At 63.7% G+C, this 24,167-nt stretch carries 19 protein-coding genes; 6 read left to right on the top strand and 13 right to left on the bottom strand.

Going from position 1 to position 24,167, the window contains the following annotated elements:
* Positions 1–271 precede the first annotated feature (271 nt).
* Both CAP40_RS19735 and CAP40_RS19730 read right to left on the bottom strand, forming a co-directional pair.
* The gene (locus tag CAP40_RS19735) at positions 272–766 is read right to left on the bottom strand and encodes a hypothetical protein (protein WP_144034461.1); all 495 of its coding nucleotides are present in this window, start codon (positions 764–766) and stop codon (positions 272–274) included.
* A gap of 24 nt (positions 767–790) precedes the next feature.
* Positions 791–2,221, bottom strand: coding sequence for a serine hydrolase (locus CAP40_RS19730; RefSeq protein WP_086131272.1), 1,431 nt, complete (start codon positions 2,219–2,221; stop codon positions 791–793).
* A gap of 182 nt (positions 2,222–2,403) precedes the next feature.
* Here CAP40_RS19730 and CAP40_RS19725 point away from each other — a divergent pair, with 182 nt between their 5' ends.
* Complete coding sequence (locus CAP40_RS19725) at positions 2,404–3,519, top strand: winged helix-turn-helix domain-containing protein (protein WP_179188390.1); 1,116 nt, start codon at positions 2,404–2,406, stop codon at positions 3,517–3,519.
* Between the two features lie 306 nt (positions 3,520–3,825).
* Here CAP40_RS19725 and CAP40_RS19720 read toward each other — a convergent pair whose 3' ends face one another.
* Complete coding sequence (locus CAP40_RS19720; protein WP_086131270.1) at positions 3,826–4,725, bottom strand: LysR substrate-binding domain-containing protein; 900 nt, start codon at positions 4,723–4,725, stop codon at positions 3,826–3,828.
* Positions 4,726–4,824: 99 nt separating this feature from the next.
* On the opposite strand from CAP40_RS19720, the gene CAP40_RS19715 reads away from it, so the two are divergent.
* The 3 genes from CAP40_RS19715 (at position 4,825) to CAP40_RS19700 (ending at position 7,194) form a co-directional block, all read left to right on the top strand.
* Positions 4,825–5,277, top strand: a complete 453-nt coding sequence (locus CAP40_RS19715) for a cupin domain-containing protein (RefSeq protein WP_086131269.1) — start codon at positions 4,825–4,827, stop codon at positions 5,275–5,277.
* The gene (locus CAP40_RS19710) at positions 5,274–6,182 is read left to right on the top strand and encodes a dihydrodipicolinate synthase family protein (protein ID WP_086131268.1); all 909 of its coding nucleotides are present in this window, start codon (positions 5,274–5,276) and stop codon (positions 6,180–6,182) included. The genes CAP40_RS19715 and CAP40_RS19710 overlap by 4 nt, the downstream gene beginning before the upstream one ends.
* 286 nt (positions 6,183–6,468) lie before the next feature.
* On the top strand, positions 6,469–7,194 hold the full coding sequence (locus tag CAP40_RS19700) for a type 1 glutamine amidotransferase (RefSeq protein ID WP_086131266.1): 726 nt from the start codon (positions 6,469–6,471) through the stop codon (positions 7,192–7,194).
* Positions 7,195–7,270: 76 nt separating this feature from the next.
* Here the strand turns inward: CAP40_RS19700 and CAP40_RS19695 are convergent, their stop codons facing one another.
* The 5 genes from CAP40_RS19695 to CAP40_RS19675 form a co-directional block, all read right to left on the bottom strand.
* Positions 7,271–8,587: a metallophosphoesterase gene (locus CAP40_RS19695; protein ID WP_086131265.1), complete on the bottom strand. Its 1,317-nt coding sequence runs from the start codon at positions 8,585–8,587 to the stop codon at positions 7,271–7,273.
* Between the two features lie 14 nt (positions 8,588–8,601).
* Positions 8,602–10,857: a TonB-dependent receptor gene (locus CAP40_RS20900; RefSeq protein WP_306298604.1), complete on the bottom strand. Its 2,256-nt coding sequence runs from the start codon at positions 10,855–10,857 to the stop codon at positions 8,602–8,604.
* Positions 10,858–11,085: 228 nt separating this feature from the next.
* Positions 11,086–11,643, bottom strand: a complete 558-nt coding sequence (locus tag CAP40_RS19685; protein WP_086131264.1) for an ankyrin repeat domain-containing protein — start codon at positions 11,641–11,643, stop codon at positions 11,086–11,088.
* Between the two features lie 72 nt (positions 11,644–11,715).
* The gene (locus CAP40_RS19680) at positions 11,716–13,377 is read right to left on the bottom strand and encodes a catalase (RefSeq protein WP_306298603.1); all 1,662 of its coding nucleotides are present in this window, start codon (positions 13,375–13,377) and stop codon (positions 11,716–11,718) included.
* A 543-nt stretch (positions 13,378–13,920) separates the two neighbouring features.
* Entirely contained in the window at positions 13,921–14,733 is an 813-nt protein-coding gene (locus CAP40_RS19675) for an SDR family NAD(P)-dependent oxidoreductase (RefSeq protein ID WP_086131263.1), read from the bottom strand.
* On the opposite strand from CAP40_RS19675, the gene CAP40_RS19670 reads away from it, so the two are divergent.
* Complete coding sequence (locus tag CAP40_RS19670; RefSeq protein ID WP_086131262.1) at positions 14,732–15,388, top strand: TetR/AcrR family transcriptional regulator; 657 nt, start codon at positions 14,732–14,734, stop codon at positions 15,386–15,388. The two genes, CAP40_RS19675 and CAP40_RS19670, sit on opposite strands and share 2 nt — an antisense overlap.
* Positions 15,389–15,709: 321 nt before the next feature.
* Here the strand turns inward: CAP40_RS19670 and CAP40_RS19665 are convergent, their stop codons facing one another.
* The 4 genes from CAP40_RS19665 to CAP40_RS19650 form a co-directional block, all read right to left on the bottom strand.
* Positions 15,710–17,152: an amidase gene (locus CAP40_RS19665; protein WP_218822188.1), complete on the bottom strand. Its 1,443-nt coding sequence runs from the start codon at positions 17,150–17,152 to the stop codon at positions 15,710–15,712.
* Between the two features lie 10 nt (positions 17,153–17,162).
* On the bottom strand, positions 17,163–18,752 hold the full coding sequence (locus CAP40_RS19660) for an amidase (protein ID WP_179188389.1): 1,590 nt from the start codon (positions 18,750–18,752) through the stop codon (positions 17,163–17,165).
* 360 nt (positions 18,753–19,112) lie between these two features.
* The gene (locus CAP40_RS19655; RefSeq protein WP_179188388.1) at positions 19,113–19,958 is read right to left on the bottom strand and encodes a lysozyme inhibitor LprI family protein; all 846 of its coding nucleotides are present in this window, start codon (positions 19,956–19,958) and stop codon (positions 19,113–19,115) included.
* A gap of 745 nt (positions 19,959–20,703) precedes the next feature.
* A complete protein-coding gene (locus CAP40_RS19650) occupies positions 20,704–22,599 on the bottom strand; it encodes a hypothetical protein (RefSeq protein ID WP_086131258.1) in 1,896 nt (631 codons plus the stop codon).
* 126 nt (positions 22,600–22,725) lie between these two features.
* On the opposite strand from CAP40_RS19650, the gene CAP40_RS19645 reads away from it, so the two are divergent.
* Positions 22,726–23,454 carry a FadR/GntR family transcriptional regulator gene (locus CAP40_RS19645; protein WP_179188387.1) on the top strand — a complete coding sequence of 243 codons (729 nt, stop codon included), beginning with the start codon at positions 22,726–22,728 and terminating at the stop codon, positions 23,452–23,454.
* On the opposite strand, the gene CAP40_RS19640 is transcribed toward CAP40_RS19645, so the two are convergent.
* Positions 23,451–24,155, bottom strand: coding sequence for a FadR/GntR family transcriptional regulator (locus CAP40_RS19640; protein WP_256924399.1), 705 nt, complete (start codon positions 24,153–24,155; stop codon positions 23,451–23,453). The two genes, CAP40_RS19645 and CAP40_RS19640, sit on opposite strands and share 4 nt — an antisense overlap.
* Positions 24,156–24,167 lie beyond the last annotated feature (12 nt).

The raw sequence follows: 24,167 nt of genomic DNA, 5'->3' as shown, positions 1-24,167 counted from the left end.
CCCGCAACCAACTCAGCACACACCCTCATCCCCGCAAGTCACACGACTTCGCGGGGTTTTCCATTTCCGGCCTCCACCGCACCGGAATCGCTCCGGAAGCATAGCGGAAGCAATCCAGCGGGTATTCCCGCGCACAATCTCGCGGAAACGGCGACCGGTCTTGCGTGCCGATCCCAGACCGGAGTCATTCAGTGCCAATCCGCTCGCATGCGAGTTGGGAGGCGAAGCGAGCCAGCGCATGCGCCTCGGCAACGAAATCAGGGCGGCCGGCCTAGGCGGGATCCCGGTTCGAATAGATTACCGACACAATCTTCCAACCACGTTCGGTACGCACCAGATGCCACGCCTCCTTGCCGGCATTGATCGAGCGGTCGCCAAGCAGGTAAACGAAGTCAAAGGTAACCGATGCAACATCACCGTCGGTGTCGATCGCCACATTCTCGTAGCGCTCCTCGCTGCTGCGTTTCTCGTTCGCGATGTCGTCGATGAAGGAAGCGGGCGTTTTTCCCGGGTCGAAGGCGACCTTGGTATCCATGCCCGGCCGCCGCTTCGATTTGGCAGCCAGAGCGTCACTGTCGACGCCTTGCCAGATAACCGGGCCGTCGTGGAACAATGCGAGGAACGCGGCCTTGTCGCGACGGATGATCGCGGTACGGAATGTCTCCATCACTGCGTGTACGTCCCGCTCGGCCTCCGTTCGGCTGTAGATGACTTGCGCGCCGGGGGCGGCTGTCAGCAACGCAGAGGCGAGTGCGATACGGATCATTGAATTCCTCCTTGCGCCGTGCAGCTATTGCAGGTTCAGAGTCAGGCCATGGCCGCTTCCAAGCGCAGCCGCGTAGCGACGCCCGTCGGCACTGCGCAGATCATAGGTGCCGACCGGCGTGATCAGGGCGAAGCGTCCACCTCCGTGCGACGGTTCGACGCCGATGAGCGCCAGCGCGCGAGCATCGCGCTGCGGAAAGCCGTTCAACCATGTGCCGAACGCATTGTCGGACCCGAGCGCTATTGTCCCTGTGCATATGCCGTCGTGCAGGCCGAAGCGCGCCGACCCGGAAATCGCCTGACCATCATAGTCGCCGCGATAGCTGGCGACTCCGGCCGGGCAGCGCACTGCGCTCGCATCGGTAAGAAAGGGCGCGGCGAGCATCTGGGCGGTCTGCTCGATCGCCGAAGTCCACAGCGCGTTCGACCCGAGGCTGACAGCCAACCCGCGGTCAGGATAAAGGGCCAGCGCGCTCCGCGCGCCCTCCGCGGCACCGGCATGATGCGCGACGAGCTGCCCGTCGGTGTCGCGCAGCGTCCGCCAGCCGAAGCCGATGGCGGAGCCGCCTTCCTGCACATCATTTCCGTCCGCCAGTTTTGCCGGGGTCAGCATCCAGTCGAGCGTCGCTCGCGAGACGATTTTGCCGTCCAGAATTCGCCCGCCCCATCGAGCGAGGCCGGGCATGGTGGCGGACAGGCCGGCGCCGCCCCAGCTGTAGCTATAGTCGTGCGGTGCACTGCGAACGATCTGCCCATCCTCGGCAAAAGCATAGGCGACCGATGCCGCGGGGTCCGTGCCGGTGTGATCGGCGCCGATCTCCAGCCCGGCCGTGATCTGCGCATGAAGATAATCCAGATAGGGGCGATGGGCCGCCTGCTCGATCACCGCGCTCAGCAGCGTATAGCCCCAGGTCGAGTATTCGTAGCGTGTACCAGGTGGACTGAGCAGCGCGCGGTCCTGGAAGACGCTCACTGCTTCGCGCGTCGACGTGAACGCGCGCGCGCCGCGGCCTTCGTCCACCGGCTGATAGTGCGGCAGCCCGGAGATATGCGCCGCCAGCTGCGCACTGGTGATCGCGGGCCATCGGTTGGATAACCACGGCAGCACGGGCCCCACCGGCGACGCGGTGTCGAGCTTGCCCTCTTCACGCAACTTTGCGGCGGCGGTCGCGGCGAACAGTTTCGAGAGGCTGGCAAGGCGGAAGACCGTATCGGCGGTTACCGGGCGGCGAGCTTCCCGGTCGGCTTGCCCCGCCGAGCCGCTCCAGGCGAGTGCGCCATCGAGCCACACCGCAGCACCCATGCCGGGCACGCCGTTCGCCTCGACCTGTGCGGCGAGGATGGCATCGGCGATGCGATGTGCTGCTTGCCCATTGTCCTCGGCTGGCTCGGCGGACGCCTTGCATCCGAACAGTGCCAGGGCGATGAATGCGTTCAGCATGGGCAGCGATCTCATGGAACCTCGATATGATGTAGACGGCCGCACGCCGGCGTCCGCGCAAACCGGGTTGCGGCCGCCGCCTCGAGACCAGCAAGAAAAGAAAAGTGAAATTTGGTGAAATGAGCAGGACCGGCGCTCCGATACCCATGCTGCGACTATGCCGCCAGCGGCGTGCCGTCATGGCGGGATCACGGGAAGTGCGGCTTCCGGACCTGTCCTTCCGCCTGATCGACTTGCTTGCCACCCGTGCGCCCGGCGACGCCTCCTATGCCGAGATCGAGAGCGTCGTCTGGCGAGCTCAGGTGACGCGCGAGACGATCAAGCAGCGCGTCAAACTCCTGCGCGAGAGCCTTGCGCCGCTGGGCGTGCCCGAAAAAGCGATCGAGGCGGTCCGCAACATCGGCTATCGCACCACCCTCGATATCGGGTTGGTGGAATCGCGCGCTGGCTGGAGCGGCCGTCGTCTCATCCTCGCGGTAATCGCGACCGGCCTGATGGCCGCAGCGGCGACAGCCATCTTCTTGCTGGCACGGCCAGCCAGCCCGTCGGCGGTTCCCACGCTCGTGATAGAAAGCATGCCACTCCCCGCTGGCGTCGATAGCGCTGGCTGGGAAGGCGCTAGCCGGATGCTCGTTCGAGATTTCTCGAAGATCGCTGGCGTGCGCGTGCTCGACCGGCGGCCGCCGGGCAACCCGCCCTCCTTGCTGGCCAGGCTGACGCTCGATCGCGATGGTGCCGGGCTGCGCCTGTCGACCGAGTTGCTCGACGGCCAGTCGAGCGCGGTTCTGTTCGCGGAATCCTATCGCTATGCGCCGGCAAGTATCGATCGCCCGCTCACGCATTTCGCCAACAACGCATACGCCATCATAACCGCGTTGTCGCTGCAACCTGGCAATGGCGGCATCCTTGCGCAACCAGATGCGGTTCGAGCCGACTATGCCCGTGCCTTCGGGCTATGGCGCCGAGGCGATCGGCAAGGCCTTGTCGCTGCGCGATCGATACTGGAGCGGCTGCTGGCCGAGCGTGGCGCGGTTCCGGTGGCCGAAGCCCTGCTCATACGGGTCAAGGCTGATCTGGTGCTGATCCATGCCGGCGATATCGGCCTCGCCCGCCAGGCCTGGCGCGACGCCGATCGGCTTGTCGCCGCGCATCCCGATATCGGTGAATTCCACTATTCGCTGGCGCGCGCCTTGCTTGCGGTCGGTCAACGCAAGGCGGCACTCGAAGAACTGCGGATCGCGCAGCGGACCATGCCCTTCCTCTCGCGGGACGTGGCGGCAATGGAGCGGGCAGACTATCCTGATCGGAGATAGAGTACCGAGATATTGGATTGTAAGCCGATGGCATAGGACGAAATTTATGCGTACCGCCCAATGCCCATTCTGTTGCAGGGCGGGTCTTTCGTCCGCCAATCTCCGAAGCAGACGCAAAGCCGACGGCCCGCTTACGGCCCAAAAGCAGCCAGGCTGTAATGCGCCCCAATACTAGCCGTTCAGCCGGCCCCGGTACCCTCCCAAGAGCTGCCGTTCGTTCATCTGGCTCAAGGTGACAGCAAGAACGGTGAGAAGTGGGAACATTCCCGCCATTGCCGCCATTCCCGCTTCCGGGAGTAGTGGCGGTTAATCCGTACCTTCGTATGGTGCGGCGAACCGCGACCTGATGCGCCGTGCCATCTCGATGGACGCAGGTGACCGAAGGCCGACGACAGGAGAAAGTAGGCAGACCACTCGTTCAATCGGGGCAGGATCCAGCGGTACGAAGCGCAGGTCGTTGGCCCCGGCTCCCCGGCTGACGTCTGCCGGCATTATAGTTGAATGCCCGCCACGCGAGACGGTTTGAAGAATTCCGGCGAATGTATTGAAGACGAGCACCCGTCGAGGTGCCACGCCTTGGCCCTCCAGATAGGAATCGACCGCGGTGCGCGTTCGGAAGCGCTCGCCGAGCAGGGCAAGACTTTCCTCAGCAATCTCCCTGATCGCCACGGTTCTGGCACGTGCCAGCCGGTGACTGGAATGGCAGACGAACATCAGCTGGTCGCGATAGAGTGGTTCGATATGCTCCAGTTCAGCATCCTGCGGGATGCCAACACCAAGATGCAACGTGCCCGAGATGATCCCGTCCACGATCTCGGCATTCGCGAGTTCGCTAACCTCCAGGTCGATCGTGGGATAGTCGCTCGCGAAGGCCGTCAGGATTGGCGGCAGATATAGCGCGTTGAACGTCTGCGTCACGCCGATGTGGAGACTGCCGCGCTTCAGGCCGCGGTGCTCGACAACAGCCTCCTTAAGAGCCTCTACCGCGCCCAAGACGATGCGGGCGTGCTGTACCACCAGCCTGCCAGCTTGGGTCGTCTCGACGCGTCGTGATCCTCGGTGAAACAGCTCAACGCCGAGCTCCCGTTCGAGGTCGCGGACCTGTTGCGAGAGGGTTGGCTGCGAAACATTCAACGACTGAGCCGCCCGGGTGAAACTGCTCTCATCCGATACACGAACAATGAAACGGAGGCGCCTCAGGTCCATTCGATAGTGGTATAGGAAAAGCCGATTGCTTCAATCAGAATATCGTCTTGGACCAATGGAACCGTCTCGCGGTAGGTCGCCTCCAACACGGAGGTAGCCATGCAACCACAGACAAAATTCGGATCGGCCGACTTCGGCAAGACTCCGCCCTCAATTCAGGTGCATATGCCCGAGCGGCTCGCCCATCCGGGCGTCGAGAAGGATGACATCAGCGACGGTTTCTCGGCCGAGCGCAAGCACCCGGTCCATATCGTCGACCTGCCGTCGCATGCGATCAGCATGACGATCGGCGGTCTCAACCCGGGCGGCCGCTCTGGCCGGCATCGGCATACCTATGAGACGATCCTCTACGTGCTCGAAGGGCGCGGCTATTCGATGATCGAGGATCGCCGGATCGAATGGGAAGTGGGCGACGCGCTCTATATCCCGGTCTGGGCTTGGCATCACCACGTCAACGCGGATCAGAACAACCCCGCTCGATACCTCGCCTGCGAGAACGCCCCGATGCTCCAGAATGCCGGTGGCCTGGCGATCAGAGAGGAAGCGAAATGAATAGCGACGCCCCCATAAACGGCATTATCGCCTATCCCGTCACGCCCTTTACGGCGGACGGCGACAGCATCGACGGGACCGCATTTCGGCAAGTCACCGAAAACCTGCTGGTGGACAAACCCTCCGCCATCGCCTTCCTCGGTAGCGCTGGTGAAAGCGCCTATCTCAGCGGCGAGGAATGGCGCAAATGCGCGCGGCTCGGGGTCGATATAGTGGCTGGTCGGATTCCGGTCATCGTCGGCATCAGCGAGCTGACGACGGCGGCGGCTATCGCCAAGGCGCGCTTCGCGGCCGAGGTCGGCGCGGACATGCTGATGGTCATCCCCATCGCCTATTGGAAGCTGACCGAGACCGAGATCTTCGATCACTATGCCGCCATAGCCGCTGCGACCGACCTGCCGATCATGGCCTACAACAACCCCGCCACGAGCGGCGTCGATATGGCGCCGGCGCTCCTGGTCCGCCTGGTGCGGGAGATCGAGACGGTCCGCTACATCAAGGAGAGCAGCGGCGACCTCAATCGCATACACGCGATCAGGACGCTCTCGGAGGACAGCATCCCCTTCTACAACGGCGCCAACCACATGGCGCTGGAAGTGCTAGCAGCCGGGGCTTCAGGCTGGTGCACAGCCGCACCTAACTTGCTTGGCGACCTGCCCCGGCAGTTGTTCAACCTGATGGCGACGGGAGACATCGGCGCGGCGCGCACCTTGTTCTATCGCATTCTGCCGGTGCTCCGGTTCGTCGTGGCAGGCGGATTGCCCACCACAATCAAGGCCGGTCTGGCGATCCGTGGTCTTGAAGTCGGTGGCCCTCGTCTTCCGCTACAGCCGCTACCGGCAGCAGATGCCGAAACACTGTCGAGACTGCTGACCGGTTTCGACCTGCCGGCGATCGGCGACTGAGGATGGGAACTCGTCCGATCGCCCTGACAGCGGATGAACGAGCGCTCCTCGCCCTGCTCGATCAGGGGGCGGGGAGCGGCGAACATTTGCATGAACGGTCGGGCTTCGATCAGAAACGGTTCGACCGCGCTACGGAGCGGCTGTGGCGCGCCGCGTTGTTGCAGGGCATCCCCGGCGACGGATGTTGCCAAGACCCTTGCGGGATAAACTGTATTTCGGCGTTCGAGCCCGACCGGACGTGGAGGCTGACCGAACTCTGGAAGGAAAGCACGACAGGAGTGGTGCGATGAAGGTTCATTTCGTCATGCATGAGGCATTCGAAGCGCCCGGAGCCTATGAAATCTGGGCAAGAGCGCGCGGCCACGCAGCGTCGTTCACGCGCTTGTATGACGGTGGCCGGCTCCCGATCTCGGCCAACGATCATGACATGCTAATCGTCATGGGCGGCCCGCAATCGCCTGCGACCACCACGGACGAATGCCCGCACTTCGATGCGACAGCCGAACGCGGGCTGATCGCCCGGTTCATCGAGGCGGGCAAGCCGGTGGTCGGCATTTGCCTCGGTTCGCAGCTGATCGGCGAGGCGCTTGGCGCGCCGCATGAGCACAGCCCGGAAAAGGAGATCGGCAAGTTTCCGATCGCGCTGACAGCTGAGGGGCGAGCCCACCCCAGGTTCGCCGACTTCGGCTCTGAACTGGCGGTCGGCCACTGGCACAACGACATGCCCGGCCTGACCGCGACCGCAAAAATCATCGCCACCAGCGAAGGTTGTCCACGTCAGATCGTCGAATATGGCGATCTGGTCTACGGCTTTCAGTGCCATATGGAATTCACGCCCGAGGTTATCGAACTGCTGATCGCTGCCTCCGAAAGCGAGCTGGCGACGCTGAGTGACCATCGCTTCGTTCAGCAACCCGATGCGCTGCGAGGTCATGACTATGGCGAGATGAATGGGAAGCTATACGGCTTTCTCGACAAGCTGGAGGCGGCTTATGCTGCGCGTTCAGGCTGACCCATCAACGGCGCAATCGTCTCGTCGCCGGCCGGGCTAGAAGGCGGGCCTCACGAAGGAGACCCGCCTTCTTTCGTCACTTCGTTCGGGCGCGCGCAAACCGGTTCGCGAAACCGTCGAGCGGCAGCGTGAACTCTTCCTCGCCCACGAAAGCGGCGTCGCTGAGTTCCGGCTTTTCCTTCGCCTTGTAGAAGGCCGAATAGGTTGGGAGCTGTGCCGCGTTGCTCTTGTACAGCGTCGAATAGGTGCTGACGACGATACGCGGCGCGGCACCGCCCAGTTCGAAGCGCATCAGGCGCAGCCAGCCGTCGCCGATGCCCAGTCCCAGCCGCGGCTTCACGCCGGGCGCGGCCTGGATCAGGCTTTGGTGGCGGTCCTGATAGTCGGCCAGCACCTGGTGGACATCATGGCCCATCGCGTTCTTGTCGACCCGGTGCGCCTGGCCGTGCTGGTGACCGCTCAGCACCAGGAAGATCTGGTCGTGCCGCGAAAGGAACTTGGTCCACAGGTCTTCGGCATTGTTGTGCTCGGAATGCACCGCCTTGAAGTCCACGACGGATATCGGCTCGCGCTTGCCAGCCGGGCTCAGATGGTCGTGGATGGTGACGATCGTCGGCAGGCCGGGATGGGCCTTCACTTGCGCCTCCGCCCAGGCCAGGACCTCGTCGGTCGGCGCCATCTCCAGCCCGATGTGCAGGAAGCGATAGCCGCCCGCGGTGAACAGGGCCGCGCTGTTGGCTCCGCCATTGTGGCTGCCGACATACCAGGGCTTGCCTTTGAAGAGGTCGCTGTCCTTCCCGAACACGGCGTTGAAGTTCGCCAGGCCGCCATAATGGAGCTGGCCATAGGGATATTTGTTGGTGCCCGGATTGCGATAGTCCTCGGCGGGCGGGAAGCGGCTGTCGGACCAGTTGGCGTCATAATCGTGATTGCCGGGCACCACCGCGAAGGGCAGCTTGCCGGCGATCATGCGATACCCCTTGCGGGCGATCGGCATCTCGACCGTGACCGCGCGTTGATCCGGCGCGAGAATGGAATCGGCCAATTTGTTGGGAATGGCCTTCAGCCCCATACGGGCATGGGCGTCATCCATCTTGCTTGTGGCGTGCTGCCAGACGTCGCCGACCGCGACGGCGAAGGCGATATCGCCGCCTTCGGACTGCGCGTTGCGGGCGATATAGGCCATCTGGTCATAGAAGATTTCGCGCGCGTTGAAGGGGAAGCCCTCCTCGGTCTGGTGCGCATAGTCGAGATAGTTCTGGGTGTCCGGGATCACGGCGATGGTGAAGCTGCCGGGGTCGCGTTTGCCGGTCTCATTGGCGGTGACCGGCGCGATGCTCGCCGTCGAGCCCAAGGCCAGCGCCAGCAGCGCGGCGCAATGTTGAAAGCGCATTCCTGGTTCCTTCTTCAAAATTGCAGGTTGATGCCGGCGCCGAAGACGCGCGGCGAGCCGGAGAGCCGGTTGGCGGCGGCGATATCGGCGTAATAGACTTCGTCGGTCAGGTTGCGGCCGTAGACGAAGAAGCCCAGTCCGCTCTGGGTCAGCCTCAGGTCGAGCCGCGCATTGAGCAGCGTATAGGCCGGCGCCTCGGTGCCCGGCGTGTTGTTCAGCCGCTTGAACTCGCTGCTCTTGTGGCGCGCATCGATGGTCGCCGTCATGGTCCATCGATCGGCGACATAGCTATAGGCGGCCTGGGCGTTGCCGGAGAATTTCGGCGAGGCCGGCAGGTCGTTGCCCAGGTTGACGGCGACGATGGCGGGGTTCGAGGAGTCGAACTTCAGGATCTTCGAGGCGAGGAGCGTCACTCCGCCATCGACCTTCAGGCGGTGGGGGCCGGAACGCAGCAGCGTGGCGCCGGCGGCGATATCGACGCCATAGACGCGCGCCTCGGCGACATTCGTGCGGACGTTGGCCGGCGTCGTCGTGCCCGGGATGAGCGTCGTGGTGTTGGCCTGAAGATCGTCGAACTTGTAGTAGAAGCCGTCGATATTGAGGAACAGGCCGCTCCTGCCGGAGAATTTGAACCCGGCCTCATAGGCCAGCACATTCTCCGATTTGAACGGCAGCGCCTCGACGGCGCTCCAGATCGTCGAACCATCGAAGCCGCCGGCCTTGTAGCCCTTGCCGAACGAAGCCCAGAGGTTGGTGTTGTCGGTGGGGCGGAACGAAAGCGTGGCGCGTCCAGACAGATTGTCTTCGTCGAAGTCCTGGTCGAAGACCACGGGAACGCTCGGCAGGGCGACCCGTACGATCGAGATGCCCAGCGGATTGGTGTCGGTCGTGGCGCCGGCGAAGCTGGAGTTGTCGGCGGTGTAGCGCAGGCCGCCCGAAAGCGTGATGCGCGAGGTGAGCTTCAGGTCCGCCTGGCCGAACACCGCCTTGCTCTCGCGCTCCTGATGATAGTCGCTCATCACGGTGCTGCCGAGTTGGTCCGTAGAGATCAGGTCGCTGCGAAAGTCGACCTTGTCCTTGATATAGTAGCCACCGATGACCCAATCGATCGGGCCCTTGTCACGGCGTGACAGACGCGCCTCGAGCGAATGTTGCCGGATGCGGTCGGAGAAGTTGAAGTCGAAGATACGAGCGGGTGTGCCAAAGCCTTCGCCTTCGATGTAGCGGTCCGCCGCCTGGTAACCGCCGACCAGGTCGAGCGTCATCGCGTCGCCGAGCTTTTGCGAGAACGAGGCGGAGGCGCCCCAGAGGTCGGTCGACCGGTTCGGATAGCGATCAGAGTAGAAGGTGTATGGGTCGTTGTCGGGTTCGACAAAGCCTAGATTGGACTTGCCGTCGCGCGAGTCCGGCACTTGGTTCTCGCCGCGATCGCGGCTGCCGAACAGCTTCAGGACCAGATGGGTGTCGGCCGAGAACGCGGCGTCGAGCGTGGCGCGGCCGGCGAACAGGTCGCGGTCGCCCCAGCCGTCGCGGGTGCCGGGATCGGAAATCGCGGGCGCGCCGGGGAAGAGGGTGCGGCCCGCAAGCGTGCCGGCGCCCTTGCCCTTCTGGAAGCCGCCGCCCTGGTCGACAAGGCCGGCCAGGCGCAGGCCGATTCCCGGAGCGATCGGAATGCCGACCGCGCCTTCCACCTTCACGCGATCGAAGCTCTCATACTGGCCGGTGGCGTAGCCATTGAATTCGTCGCTCTTGGAGCGCGTGATCAGGTCGATCACGCCGGCCGTGCTGTTGCGGCCATAGAGGGTGCCTTGCGGCCCCTTCAGCACCTCGACGCGTTCGACGTCGAAGAAGGGCATGACCAGGAAGGCGTTGGACGACTGGTAGATGTTATCGACATGCAGCGCCACGGAGGGACTGCCGTTCGGGCGGTAGTCATCCGATCCGCCAACGCCGCGGATGCTGATCACCTTCGACGCCCCGCTACCATAGTCGGCGGTGATGCTGACGCCCGGGATTTGTTCGACCAGGCCCTCGAAATCGGAGACGCCGCGTTCGGCGATGCGTTCGCCGTTGATTACCGAGATCGGAGCGGCCACGTCCAACAGGCGCGTTTCGCGCTTCTCGGCAGTGACCACGATCTCATCGGCGGCGTCCGCCTCGGATTGGGCCTGGGCCGCGGTGCTGCAGGTGCTCGCTACGATCGCGGCGGCGGTGAGGAGTTTTGTCCTTATGCTTTGCAATTTCATCGTGTGGCGACTCTCTTTCATCATGGGATGGCTCCCGGAAATTGACGCAAATCCGCTCCATCCCGCCGCTCGACCGAGAGCGGCAGGTTGCTTGTGGTATTGGGGGTCGCCTGGGGCTCGCCCGTGGATCGTCAGGTTTTCAGCTGCTTCCTACCCGGACAGACCGGCACCAGGATCGTGCATGATTGAGGGCTCCGGAAAATTCCTGGCCGGCTGGCTTTGAAGGGGTTGGGCGCGGTCGATCGCGGCGCGCTAGTTGCTCCGGTCGAGACGGCGCACGACGGCTTCGGCGCCTTGCCCGGCTGCCACGCTACGCGCCGTGCGGCCAGCGTTGTCGACGATTGCCGGGTCTGCCCCGGCCTTCAGGAGCATGTCGACCTGCGCGGTCCGCCCAAAGAGTGCGGCCATCATGATCGCTGTCTGGCCTGCCTTGTTACGCGCATTGACGTCGCATCCGGCCTTCAACAGGCGCGCCGCAATCTCGTCATGGCCTTTGAATGCAACGCCCATTTGAGCGGTGTTGCCCTGTGTGCCATCCGGCTTGCACGCATCTGCTCCCTGCGCGATCAGAACATCGACGGCTGCGGCATGGCCGTTATAGGCCGCAAGAATAAGCGGGGTGAAACCGCGGGCATCATAGCGATCGATATCGGCACCGGCTTTGAGAAGTGGCGGGATCATTTCCGAACGGCCCAGACGGGCAGCCTCGAACAACAGCTCTTGCCGCCGCTCGGGCGACGGCATGCCACCGGTGGTCGCCTGGGCGGGGACAAGGATCGTGAAGGATGCGTAGAACAGGATGCCAAGCATCGGAATTAGCTCCAGGGAAAGAGGCTCCGGGAACGGCGGTGAAGCCGCCCCGGAGGATGGGCTCAACTTGACTCAGCGCACCGCCAGGCGTTGCTGTGGATAGGCGGTCTCATATTCCGCCACCGCCTTGGCGACTTCGGCCAGTTTTACATTCGCCGCCAGTGCGAGGCGTTTCCCGTAATCGGGGTCGGCCTGGTAGAAATAGCTGACCATGATCGTGCGGGTCCGGTCGGATCGTACCTGGCTCAGGTCGCCCGCCAGATTGGCGACGAGATCCGTCTTATCCTTCGCTGAAAGCGAGCGGTAGAAGATGCCGGCCTGCTCGAAATTGTTGCTCTTTTCGATCGGTCGCGCATCGACCGTGGCATTGACCGCATAGGTCGACTGCGCAAATTGCGGGGCAACCTGCCTTGCTTCGACAGCGGGGAAATAATTCACATTCGAAGCGCTGCCTGACTGATCGAGGACACCGTCCTGAGAATTGTTCACGACGGGGACGAGCGGCCTGTTGACCGGCAACTGCATGACGTTGGCACCGACCCGGTAGCGCTGCGTGTCCGAATAGCTGAACAGGCGGCCCTGGAGCATCCTGTCGGGCGACGCTTCGATCCCCGGCACCATATTTGCCGGCGCAAAGGCCGATTGTTCGGTGAATTCGAAGAAGTTGGCCGGCATCCGGTTCAACGTCATCTCGCCGATCTTGCGGAACGGCACGCCCAGCCATTCCTTGGTATCGTCGAACGGATTGTAGTTCAGCGAGGCGAACTGATCCGCCGTCATGGTCTGGATCATCAGGTCCCAGGTCGGAAAATTCCCTTTGCCGACCTCGCGGTACAGATCGTCCGTCATGAAGTTGAAGGGAGCCGCTCCGGCATCCTTTGCGGTGAGATTCTTCACGCCCTGCCGGCTGACCCAGCGGAACTTGGCGAAGGTGATTTTACCCTCGCTGCTCACGAGCTTGAAAGCGTGGACGCCATTTCCGTCCATCAATCGATAGGAAGCGGGTGTGCCGAGGTTCGAATAGACATGCGTGAGCATGTTGGTGGCCTCGGGCGTTGCCGAGAAGAAATCGAAAAAGCGGTTCGGGTCCTGCTTGTTGGTCACTGGCGACGGCTTCAGCGAATGAACCATGTCCGGAAACTGGATCGCGTCGCGAATGAAGAAGACCGGAAGATTGTTGCCGACGAGATCCCAGTTGCCCTGGTCCGTGTAGAATTTCGTCGCGAACCCGCGCGGGTCGCGCAATCCCTCGGGGCTTCCCGAGGGATGGATGACGCTCGAGAAGCGGACGAAGACCGGCGTTTCCTTTCCTGCCTGGAAAAGCGAAGCCTTGGTGATATCGGCAATGTCCGCGGTCGCCCGGAATACGCCATGGGCGCCGGTGCCGCGCGGATGCACGACGCGTTCGGGAATGCGTTCGCGGTCGAAGCGCGCGAGTTTTTCAAGGAGCGTCGTATCCTCCAGCAGCACCGGGCCATGATCACCGGGGGTCTTGCTGTTGCGGTTGGCGCCGATCGGTGCGCCGTTGTCCCGGGTCATGTTTGACGCCGTCGCCGGTGCGGAACTTGCCGGGACCTCCATCGTCGTTCCCGCGTCGGCCGGAAGCATCACGGTGTTCATCCGCGGTGCAACCTGCAGGTCGCCGGACTGCGCAAACGCGGTGCCGCCGGAGAGCGCGAGCAAGCTGATCGAGGCGCGCACTGCGAGCCTGGCGGAGTATGCGGAGATTTTCATAGACGATTTCCTCTTTTTACCGCCGTGCCTGTCTTGGCCGTCGATGGCGCTTCATGCTCGGGCGGGCGCAGCGGGTGAAATTGCTTGTCTGTGTCTGAGAAAACGAAGGGATCGATCTTTGAAACGCGGAGCAATCAGCCAAGCGCGACGTCCGTGTCGTCGTAACGTTGCGGCGGAGCAGACGCTGATCTTGTCGTGCGCTCTTGCCCGGACTGCTTCGCAGGACGGGGCGCGCAGCACGGCTCGATATTGTCGTGATAAAGGAAATTCGGTGACGACTTTGACCGCGATGGGCGCATCGCGCACATCGCAAACGCGGTGATGGCCGCGCAGGCAAGGAATCCGGCGTTGGCGCGCCAGGGCAGGGCGGCTCCGGGAAAGATGCGCCAGTCCACGTCGCGGTGGGGTGGCGCTCTACGGGTTTGGCGTCGTCGTCCATAGCACCGCGCATGCGAGATGTAGCCATGAACCGTCGGTTCATGGCTACGATCGTGGCTGAATTCCGCCTGCGCGTACGTCAACGCAGCCGGGCTATTGATCAAACTACCCGCGGTGCGCGGCCTTGGAGACATCCTCCCACGCTTCCCAGGTTTTCATCCGCTCGTCATAGACGTGACGGACCAGCGGCAGGCCATCGCCCAGCAGCAGTCGCAAAGGCGGATTGTCGGAATCCACGAGCTTCGCGATGGCCGGCCAGGTCGCTGCCGGATCGCCGAACACGATGGTTGTCATCAGCTGGGCGAGATCGTCCCGCACATTGTCGTACGCCGCAATCGGCTCTGCGACTTGCAGCGAAGTACCGAACTCGGTCGCATAGGCTCCCGGCTCGATGAGTGTCGTTTTGATTCCGAAGGCTCCGACCTCGGCAGCGAGCCCTTCGGCAAAGCCCTCGATGGCGAACTTCGTCGCGGCGTAGATCGCCACGGTCGGAAAGGTGTGCAAGCCGGCCACGCTCGAAACGGGAAGGATATGACCGCTGCCCTGGGCGCGAAGGAACGGCAATGCGGCCTGAACGAGGGAAATCGTGCCGAAGACATTCGTCTCGAAGACAGCCCGCATATCGGCAATCTTCAGCTCCTCGACTGTGCCCATGAGGCCGTAACCGGCATTGCTCAAAATGATATCGAGCCGGCCGAAATGGGCATGTGCCGTTGCCACCGCCTCGAACACGGCGTCGCGGTCGGTGACGTCGAGACGCAACGGCAATACCTGATCGCCATAGGTGCTGACCATGTCGGCGATGGCATCCAGATTGCGCACCGCGGCGACAACCTTGTCGCCGCGCGCGAGAGCACCCTCCGCCCAGAGGCGGCCGAAGCCGCGTCCAGCGCCCGTGATAAACCAGATCTTGCTCATGATGATTGTCCTTTGCGACATTATGACACTTTTAGTCTATGTGTCAGATAGCATCATTGACATGACTGGTCAATATGTCAGAATGTCAGGTATGAATGATTCAGCGAACATTCGCCGGTCGCATATTGTCGGGGCGGCGAGGCCGGTATTTCTGCGTTACGGGTTCGGCCGGACGACGATGGCGGATATTGCCCAAGCCTCGGGCCTGACGCGACCGACCCTCTATCTCACCTTCCCGGACAAGGAATCCGTGTTCCAGGCGGTCGTCGAAGCGACTGTCGAAGAGAAGATAGCGCAGATCCGAACCGGGATTTCGGACCTGCCGACGGTCGAGGAGAAGCTTCTCTATGCCTGTAACGCCTGGGCGGTTGAGGGATACGAGCTGATGCAGGCGCACCCCGACGCGCGTGATATGTTCGACCTCGGTTTCAAAGCCGTCTGCACTGGCTATCAGGTTTTCGAGAATCAGCTGGTCGACATATTGAGAATCGCGGTTGACCGATCCGCTCTCGATCTGTCGCCGGAGAGTATTGCGCGATCGATTGTCTACGCTCTCAAGGGCTTCAAGGATATTGCGACCGACAGCGCGGACCTCCGGACTCTGATCGCCACGCATCTCGCAATCGTCGGCGCCGCGCTGGTCAAGGAGCCTTGATAGGGAAGACTTAGAGATATCGGGCAGGGTCGCGGGTCATGCTCGATGATGCAGGCCGGCTTGCGGTGCCCGCAACTTGACGGTCTACGGGGCGATGTTGGCTGCAGGGGTTAGCTCGACTGAATGGCTGCTAATTGCCTTTCTGGAAGCGGACATGCTGGAGGCGGCCCGCGAGCCGCCAGGCAGTAATTCGCATGAGTCGCAGGTCGGCAATGCGCGCCAATAGCGGTCGTCCCGGCGATCCGCAGGCAGTTCTAGAAGCCGCCATTCGTCAGACAGGCATACGCTTGTCCGTTATGGGATGACTTGGCCGCCATCATTTCACTTCACCACGCCATTTGATCGATTCACATATTCAAAGGCGTAACCGAGCGTCAGCACGCGAGCATCCTGCCATTTGCCCGCGATGAAGCTGATGCCCACGGGCATCCCGCGATCCCGCCCCATCGGAACGGTTAGGTGCGGATAGCCAGCTACCGCGGGCAACTGGCTTGCAGAACCCTGCATACGATCATTGTCGTTGCGGTCCAGCGTTGCGGCGCGTGACGTCGTGGGCGCGATCAGTGCGACGACGCGATATCTCGACATCATCCGGTCGATGCCGTCCGGCCCAGCCGCGCGGCGGGATCGCGCGCGGGCTTCAAGATAGGCCGGGGCGTCAATGTCCGGCGCCGCCTGCGCGCGTTCGAACATCTCCTGTCCGAAGAACTGCATCTCCCGCGGTTGCGAGGCGTTGAAGGCTATGAGCTGGCGCAGCGTCCGCGCTTTCACCTGGTCGGGTCGCGTGGACGCGAGATAGGCGTTCAATCCGTGCTTGAACTCGGTCACGAGAACCTGGAATTCCCAGTTGCCGATCTTCTCATGGTCAGCCGGCCCCTGGGTGACGTCGACGATCTCCGCCCCCGCGGCGCGCATCCGCCGCACCGCGAGCTCGAACAGCGCCCTGGTCTCCGCGGAATAGGTGGAAAGCGAGAAGCGCATGGCCCCGATGCGTGCGCCGTGCAGTGCCCTGCGGTTCAGGATGGCGGCATAGTCCCGCTTTCGGGCATCGGCCTCGACGGTGGCCGGATCGCGTGGGTCGCTGCCGGCGATCGCGGTTAGTACCCAGCTCACCTCCCGCACCGTTCGGGCGATCGGGCCGGGCGTGTCTTGCGAGGCAGCGATGGGAATGACATGGGTACGGCTGACCAGCCCGACCGTCGGCTTGAAGCCGACCACGCCGTTGACCGATGCCGGACAGGTGATGGAGCCGTCGGTTTCGGTTCCTATGGCCGCGGGAGCCAAGCCAATAGCGACTGCCACCGCGCTTCCGGCTGAGGAGCCGCACGGCGTTCTTGCGGCGTCGAACGCATTCTCCGTCTGTCCCCCCACCGCGCTCCATCCGGGGATCGACGCCGAGGAGCGGAAATTGGCCCACTCTGAAAGGTTGGTCTTACCGAGGATCACCGCTCCAGCCGTGCGCAGGCGCGCGACCAGCGGCGAGTCCCTGCCGGGGGAATTTTGCGACAGGGCGAGCGATCCGGCCGTCGTCGGCATGTCGCGCGTCTCGATATTGTCCTTGATGAGGATCGGCATTCCGGCAATGCCTTCGCCGTCCCAGCGATAGGTCCTGTTGCGATCCGCCCAGGTGAGGACGCTATGCTTTGCCGCAGCCGCATCGGTCATATGGCTCGCGCCGTAGAGGCCGCCCCGAACCGATGCAGCCCCCATCAGGAGCATTGCTGTGGCGCTCAGTCCGTACCGCGCCAGCTGGCCTGATCTCATCCCGGCACTCCTAATAGACAAATCGTTCGCCCCGCAGCGGCGGCGTCGCGGCTGGCTGGCGCAGGCCATGCGCCTGCTGCTCGAAGGCGAATGCCCAGGACAGGACCTGCCCGTCGCTGGACGCGGGTCCGAGGAACGAAACCCCCACGGGCAGCCCCTCCGGCGTCGCCCCGGCCGGCACCGTGATATCCGGCCATCCCGCGATGCTCGCGAGAGTGGGGCCGAAATTGCCGAACAGCCCGCGCTTGTTGCGCACCGGCCCCTCCGCCAGCCTGTTGATGCGCATCGTCTGGGTCGGATAGACGATCGTGCTCACATTGTAGCGTTTCAGGATTGCGAGCAGCGAGGTTCGGAAGAATTGGCGTCCGTCCGTGCGTGCGGCCACGTACAGAGGGTCGTCGAACGGCAGCGCCGCCGCCTCCCAGCGATATCCGCCGAGCCGGCCTGGGTTCGCGAATGCGCCCGGGACGGGGGCTCGCGTCAGCGCCTCGCTCATCGTCAGGATCGCCGCATGGCTCCGCGGCCAGGGAGACGGAAAGGATGCCGACAGATAGGCGTCGAGGCTCGGGACGGACTCGGACTGGACCAATAACGCCTGCAAGCTGTCGGAAAGGTGGATGAGCCAATCTGGCAGCTCAATGTCGATCACGGTCGCACCACTTGCCCGAAGTGTCTCGAGTGCGCGGGCCGTCACTGCATCGATCTCGGGATCGTCTCCCGAGAAGGCAGCGCGGGGAAAACCGATCCGCACGCCGCGCAGGGCCCCAGGGTCGAGCTTCGGTTCCGCCGGCAGTTGCCTGTCTGCCAGGATCCGCGTGACGAGCGCCACGTCGGCGACCGATCGCGCCATGGCTCCAACCGTGTCGAGCGTCACTGCGTTCGGCTGGACCCCCGTGGCGCTGAAAAGGCCCATCGTCGGGCGCATCCCCACCACGCCGTTAGTCGCCGCAGGCCAGCGCGCCGAACCGGTCGTATCGGTGGCGATGCCGATCGGTGCATAGCCCGCGGCGATTCCCACCGCGGTCCCGTTCGACGATCCCGCCGGACTATAGGCGAGGTTGTAGGGATTGCGCGTCTGTCCGCCCAGCGAACTCATCGGGGGCCCGGAGGCGAGTTCGCTGAGATTGGTCTTGGCGAGGATGATTGCGCCGGCTGTGCGCAGCCTTGTGACGACAGCCGCGTCTGAGGCGGCGCGCGCGCCTTTCAACCCATAGAAGCCGAGCGTGGTGGGGAGATCGCGGGTGTTGATGTTGTCCTTGATGAGCACGGGAATGCCGTGGAGCAGCGACCTGCGGCCTTTCCGCCGCCGCTCCGCGTCCAGGGCTCGCGCCTCGTCGAGCGCGTGCGGATTCAGCGTGATGATCGCGTGGAGTTTCGGTTCGTAAGCTCGAATGCGGGCTAGCGACAAGCGGACGAGCTGCTCCGAGGTCAGGGCGCCCCTGTCGATCGCTCGATTGATGTCGGTCACGGTGGCGGTTTCGAGGTCGAATTCGGTGCGGACCTGACCGGGTCTTTGGGTCAGGCCGGGGTCCGGACCCAGCGCCTGCACAGGCGCTGCGAGGGATATCGCAAGAAGCGCCGTCGAGATCGGCCTGAACATGCCCGATGCCTCCCATTGATTGGGCGCCGACATGCCATGGAACCGGTTACGGTTCTAGTGCGAGTGCCAGCTAAGTCCGCCGCCGGATAGAGAAGGCCGCGCCGACCAAAGGGTTGTTTCGCGCCCCAATGGCGGTCCTTCGCCGATCTCTTTGATGAATCTGAAAGCTGCCATCCATTCACGGCCGACAAACAGTGCGGTTCAAAATCTGACAGACTGTAGGGCGGGCGTCGTCGGTCGGGTCGTGCTACGCAGCGGCATGGATGAAAAGCTGCTCAATCTACCGTGGGAAATTCAGTTGGCGCTTGGCAGCGGTTGCGTAGCCTACTTGTCGAGCTCGGTGATTGGATTCGATGCGCGCTAGTCCAGTGGTCCCCAACCTTCCCCGTAGCTGCGCGTGATCCATGCGATCCGTTCTTTGGTCAGCTCATCTGCTACAGACCAATATATCGAAGGCGCGATGCTTCCGTGCTCGTGCCGTTCCATGTCCATTCGCGAAAGGAAGGTCGCTTCACTCTCAACGTAGCTTACCCATACCGCCTGCGCCTTCTTCAGTCTTTCGCTAGTACCTCCCGGGTTCACGTGATCAAGAAGGGCCCCTAGATCCTGCTTACTTTGCTGAGCTCTCTCACTTGCACGCTGATTGATCTCGATCTGAGTTAACGGATAATTGCCGTAAAGCAATTTGGTGATAGCTTGGTCGATTGCGTGCGTGAACTCGAATGACGCGCGGGCGAATTGTTTCAGCTGATCGTCGGTGAAAGGCCTCGTTTCGGGCATCTCGTGCACCAAGACGTGTCTTGCCTTGAATAAGAGATTTAGATTTGCCTTCATCTCGTCCACGTCGGCCACGATAGGTGCCGGGGAATCTCCGTCTATCTCAACATGAACCCAATCATGCACGCCGTTGAGGAGCGAGGTTAGCGGCTTCTCTGTCAGCGATTTGAAGACTTTATCGAGGTCGGCAACGCCGTTTAGAGGTACGGCGTGACTCATCAGTTCGCCAAAGCTGATCGACTTGCCAACCAAGGCGCGCGTGAGGTCGAAGTCGAATTTGAAATCGACGGTTAGTTCACGTGCCCGGTCAATATACGGTTCGCCGTGATCTATGAGTTCGGCGACGCGTTCACGGGTGAACACCTCAAGCGCGGTGACGAGGCGCACCGGTAGATGATCGGCATCCTCAGGTAAGCTCCCGTTGCTCACGAGCGCGAGTATACGGTCGATCTCAGTTTCAGCGCGGAACCTCGCGCCATGCTTTCCCTTACGGGCTCTAACCTCACCGATTTCTGCGATACGGTTTCTTGCCACGAGGCACCTCACAAGCGCGGGCAATCGGAAGATTGCGCCACCCTCACCTTCCTGAGCCGACCGTTGCGAGTCCGCAACCGGCCTAATTCAAGCCATTCGATCAGGCAGCGGGTTCAGGTCGGCTTTCGTGGAAGACTGGTTGATAGCAGCCAATGACTTGGCGTCGCGCTCTACCAATTCCGGTCGCTCCATGGTGGGCGAGGGTAGGGCGTGACGGCGATCTAGAGGTCGAGGACGGTGGTTTTCCACCGGCTCCGATCCATCTCGTTTCCTATCTTCGGGTTTCGGCGGGCAGGCAGAGAATGACCTCCGAGCGTACCAGGGCTGCGCTGCAAGCCGCGAAGGTACGCGGCGTCGCCCTGGATGGCGACAGGGGTAATCTGCCTGCGGCCGCCAAGGGAGCTCAGGCAAGCGCAGCCTTGATGCAAGCGCGGAGTGGAGCGCCGTTTTGCAGGCCGACCCGACTTGCGGAATCCGCCACGGTCGCGGTGTCTTGAGTGCAGGGCCATCTTGCTTCAATCTCCGCAGCAACGCAGCTCTGGAAACTTGATCATTCCTCAGGAGGGCTGGCGATACCCTGTGTCAGCGAGTGGCCGCCCACCAGAATCCCGGAACTCGATATCGCAGTGCGGGTAGTAAATCATTGAACGATACGCCGAGCGGCACGAGTCAGGATCGGATATCCGACTTCCCGACCGTTCACGCTGAGGAGCTTCGGGGCAGGCTCGGCGCCTTCGGTGCGGATGCGGTTTCCGTGGGTGGGATCTGCTTCGATCCGCATCGGACCGCGTGTTCCGGCGACGTCGAGGCGAACCACGCCGCCGTGCTGTTCGACATGGGCTTCGGCAGCCGCAAAGGCTTTGCGCCAACGCGCGAAGCTCCGCGCATCGATTCCTTCGGCTCCGCGGAGCCACAGTGCCGCGAGCCCCTGGCCGGTTGGTTCGTGGGCGGCATGGACGATGGTCAGGCGGGAAGCGGGATCGCCAACCTTCTCTCGCACCAGCTCGATCGCGGCACCGCCGCCTTCCGACGTGGCGGCAGTCGCGAGCAGGATGCGCAGGCCGATCACCGCGTCCTTCCAGCGGACCGAGACCAGGGCGCCGGCGGGAATTCGCGTCGGCGTCTGGGGCGTGCCCGGCTGGACGCGTTTGTCGCCCACCCAGATTTCCGCCTGTGCGGGGATGGTGAACTGGGTGAGCAGGCGGTCGAGCTTGTCGCCATTCTTCATCTCGATGCCGGGGCCGGCTGCCAGAAGCTGAAGGATTTCGGGGCCGCGCTGGACGGTGGCGAGGAAGGGCACCAGGTGCAGCGCCTTCATCGCACCCTGGCGCTCTGCCTGCTTGTTGCGGCCAAAGGGATCGCCGCGGCCGTCCATGAACAGGATCATCTGGGCAAAGTCCGGCGAATTGCCGATATTGCCGACCAGCATCCGGTCGTCGCCGCCGCGCCCGGCCCCCGCCGAGCCCAGGCTGAACGACCGGCCGACATACTGGGTCGCGATGCGCTCGGGCTCCGCACCCCATTTCTGCACCACGGTCCGCGGGACCTGGCGGCGCAACGCGTCTGCCTGTTCCTGGTCAGGTCCCCATTCGGCGGCATCGAGCATCGATACCAGATTGGCCCGCGGTCCCGCGATCCAGCCCGCGCCTTCCAGCTCCGGCAGGGCGCGCAGCCAGCCGGCGGGCCAGGTCTGTGCTTCGAGATAGCCGCGTCCCCAGAGATAATCATAGCTGCGCGCATTGGCGCCGCCCAGCCGGTCGCCCGGCGCCCACCAGTTGGCGGCGACGTCCGCCCAGAAATAGCGCAGCGCCACGGCGGCCTGCGCGCGCCCTTCCGCACGTGCGGCATAGCGGGCGATCGCGGCCAGTGCCTCGATGTCGATGCCGTAATAGGTCGGCGAATCGAACTCGGTGACGCCGTGCTCGGCGGTGAAGGCCAGCCAGGCGTCGAGCCGGGCATAGCCCTGCGCCGCGATCTCCGGGCGGTTCGCCGCCTCGCCGCACAGGATGAGGTTTGCGGCCTGGGTCAGGTAGATGTTGGTATAGTCGAGCTTCACCGGATGGCGCTGCATGCCCTCGATGCCGGTATCGATCAGCGCCTCGAGCTTGGTCCGGGCATCGGCGGGCAGTCGATCGCCGAACAGGCGGTGCATGAGGCCGGCCTGGAACATGCTGAATTCGACGCCGTTCACGTCGAACACCGCGCTCTGCCCATAGCGCCAGCGGAAATTGCCATAGGTCTTCGATGCCGGATCGAGATCCTGCATCCGCCGCGCAAGATCGAGCGCGGGCGCGATCCTTTCGGGGCGCCAGTTCAGTCCAGCACTCTCGAGAGCAAAGCGGAAGACTCCGCGAATGCCGACCTGGTCGTCGGGCTGGGCTACCCGTGGCCACATCGCATCGAGCTCGCGGCCGCCCGCCGCCTTATCGGCACCCCAGGTCCGGGCCGCGGCCGGCGCCTCCTGTGCCGGCGCAGTCGCCGCGGCGATCGTGGTTGCGGTGCCTGCCAGAAGCATCGCGGCAATCAGCTTGCGCATGAGATGGGTCCTCGCCCGTTCAAGATGAACATTTTTATCAGGTCATAATATGACATGAACAATCCGTGACAAGCCGGAATATTTCGGTTAGCTCGGCCGGGACCGACGATGCACAAGGGGGAGCGGATGGAATTGAAGATGCGGCCAAAAAGGTCGCTCGCCTCCGAGCTGGTCGACCATCTGCGCGGCCAGATCGAGTCGGGGGCGCTGGCCCCGGGCGACCGTATTCCGACGGAGCGCGAGCTGGTGGAGGGGTCGGGCGTCAGCCGCACGGTGGTGCGCGAGGCGATTGCACGGCTTACCGCGGAAGGGCTGCTGGAGCCGCGCCAGGGATCGGGCGTGTTCGTCACCGAACCGCGCACCACGGCGTTCCATGTGTCGCAGGGCGAGTTCGACGACCTGGTCGAGGTGAGCCGCCTGCTCGAACTGCGCCTGGCGGTGGAGATCGAGATGGCGGGCCTCGCGGCGCGCCGGCGCAGCGAGGCGGACATTGCCGAGATGCGCGTGCTGATTCAGCGCATCGCCCTGGACAGCGCCGCGACGGGGGATGGCAGCGCGGCGGACGAGGCGCTGCACGGCCTGATCGCCCAGGCATCGGGCAATCGCTATTTCGGGCGCTTCCTCGAGTTCCTCGAAATGGGGCTGGTGCCGCGGCGCGGGCTGTTGCGGCAGTCGGCCGAGGATGACGGCGCCTATCTGGCCAAGGTGCATGACGAGCATGTCGAGCTGGTCGAGGCGATCGCGCGCCGCGATGTCGATGGCGCGCGCGAAGCGGTGCGGCGGCATCTGGAACATGCCCGCGCACGGCTGGAGGATTTCCTCGCGCACCGCGACGCGCCGGCCGACCAGGCCTAGCTGGTCAGGGCAGGGAGGTCCGCGACCGTATCGGCGATGCGCCGCGCACGCTTGAGGCTGCGCTCGAGATGGCGGCGCGCGGCGCTGCGCGCGGCACGGGGGTCGCCCGCACGGATCGCATCGACGATCGCGGCATGCTCTTCCTGGATCGTATCGAGGTAGCGCCGCTGCTTTTCCTCGGTCCGCTTCACCATCGCGGCGTCGCGCCGCGGCACGAGCTTGGAGCCGAGGAATTCGACGAAGCGCACGAAATACTGATTGCCGGCAGCGCGCGCGATGCTGGCGTGCAGCGCCGCGTCGGCCTTCACACCGCCATCCTCCGAGGTGCTGGCGTCGCGCAATATCTCCAGCCACTTTTCCAGCTCGGTGATGTCCGCCTCGGTGCGCCGTTCGGCGGCCAGGCCAGCCATCTCGGTCTCCACTGCGAGCCGCAGCTCGAGGAGCTGGAGCACGTCGTGCAGGTCGGCCAGTTCGTTGGGATCGATCTGGAAGGCCTGGGGCGGCTCCTTGATGAAGACACCCGATCCCTGGCGCGCCTCCACCCAGCCTTCGGCCGAGAGGCGCGCCACGGCCTCGCGCACGACCGTGCGGCTGATGCCCAGGTCCTCCACCAGGGCGCGCTCGGTCGGCAGCTTGTCGCCGGGCGAAAGCTCACCGCTGCGAATCTTCTCGCGCAGCTGATCGACCAGGTCTGCCGCCATCGAGCGGCGCTC

The organism is Sphingomonas sp. IBVSS2 (assembly GCF_002127225.1).
In the GTDB taxonomy this organism is placed as follows: Bacteria; Pseudomonadota; Alphaproteobacteria; order Sphingomonadales; family Sphingomonadaceae; genus Sphingomonas.
The sequence above is the reverse complement of the archived record's forward strand: the minus strand, read 5'-3'. Positions and strand labels throughout refer to the sequence as shown.

Coding starts and splice junctions, on each gene's coding strand:
- CAP40_RS19735 (WP_144034461.1), bottom strand. CDS start 766: ATGATCCGTATCGCACTCGCCTCTGCGTTGCTGACAGCCGCCCCCGGC.
- CAP40_RS19730 (WP_086131272.1), bottom strand. CDS start 2,221: ATGAGATCGCTGCCCATGCTGAACGCATTCATCGCCCTGGCACTGTTC.
- CAP40_RS19720 (WP_086131270.1), bottom strand. CDS start 4,725: ATGGACCTGAGGCGCCTCCGTTTCATTGTTCGTGTATCGGATGAGAGC.
- CAP40_RS19715 (WP_086131269.1), top strand. CDS start 4,825: ATGCAACCACAGACAAAATTCGGATCGGCCGACTTCGGCAAGACTCCG.
- CAP40_RS19710 (WP_086131268.1), top strand. CDS start 5,274: ATGAATAGCGACGCCCCCATAAACGGCATTATCGCCTATCCCGTCACG.
- CAP40_RS19700 (WP_086131266.1), top strand. CDS start 6,469: ATGAAGGTTCATTTCGTCATGCATGAGGCATTCGAAGCGCCCGGAGCC.
- CAP40_RS19695 (WP_086131265.1), bottom strand. CDS start 8,587: ATGCGCTTTCAACATTGCGCCGCGCTGCTGGCGCTGGCCTTGGGCTCG.
- CAP40_RS20900 (WP_306298604.1), bottom strand. CDS start 10,857: ATGATGAAAGAGAGTCGCCACACGATGAAATTGCAAAGCATAAGGACA.
- CAP40_RS19685 (WP_086131264.1), bottom strand. CDS start 11,643: ATGCTTGGCATCCTGTTCTACGCATCCTTCACGATCCTTGTCCCCGCC.
- CAP40_RS19680 (WP_306298603.1), bottom strand. CDS start 13,377: ATGAAAATCTCCGCATACTCCGCCAGGCTCGCAGTGCGCGCCTCGATC.
- CAP40_RS19670 (WP_086131262.1), top strand. CDS start 14,732: ATGATGATTGTCCTTTGCGACATTATGACACTTTTAGTCTATGTGTCA.
- CAP40_RS19675 (WP_086131263.1), bottom strand. CDS start 14,733: ATGAGCAAGATCTGGTTTATCACGGGCGCTGGACGCGGCTTCGGCCGC.
- CAP40_RS19665 (WP_218822188.1), bottom strand. CDS start 17,152: ATGAGATCAGGCCAGCTGGCGCGGTACGGACTGAGCGCCACAGCAATG.
- CAP40_RS19660 (WP_179188389.1), bottom strand. CDS start 18,752: ATGTTCAGGCCGATCTCGACGGCGCTTCTTGCGATATCCCTCGCAGCG.
- CAP40_RS19650 (WP_086131258.1), bottom strand. CDS start 22,599: ATGCGCAAGCTGATTGCCGCGATGCTTCTGGCAGGCACCGCAACCACG.
- CAP40_RS19645 (WP_179188387.1), top strand. CDS start 22,726: ATGGAATTGAAGATGCGGCCAAAAAGGTCGCTCGCCTCCGAGCTGGTC.
- CAP40_RS19640 (WP_256924399.1), bottom strand. CDS start 24,155: ATGGCGGCAGACCTGGTCGATCAGCTGCGCGAGAAGATTCGCAGCGGT.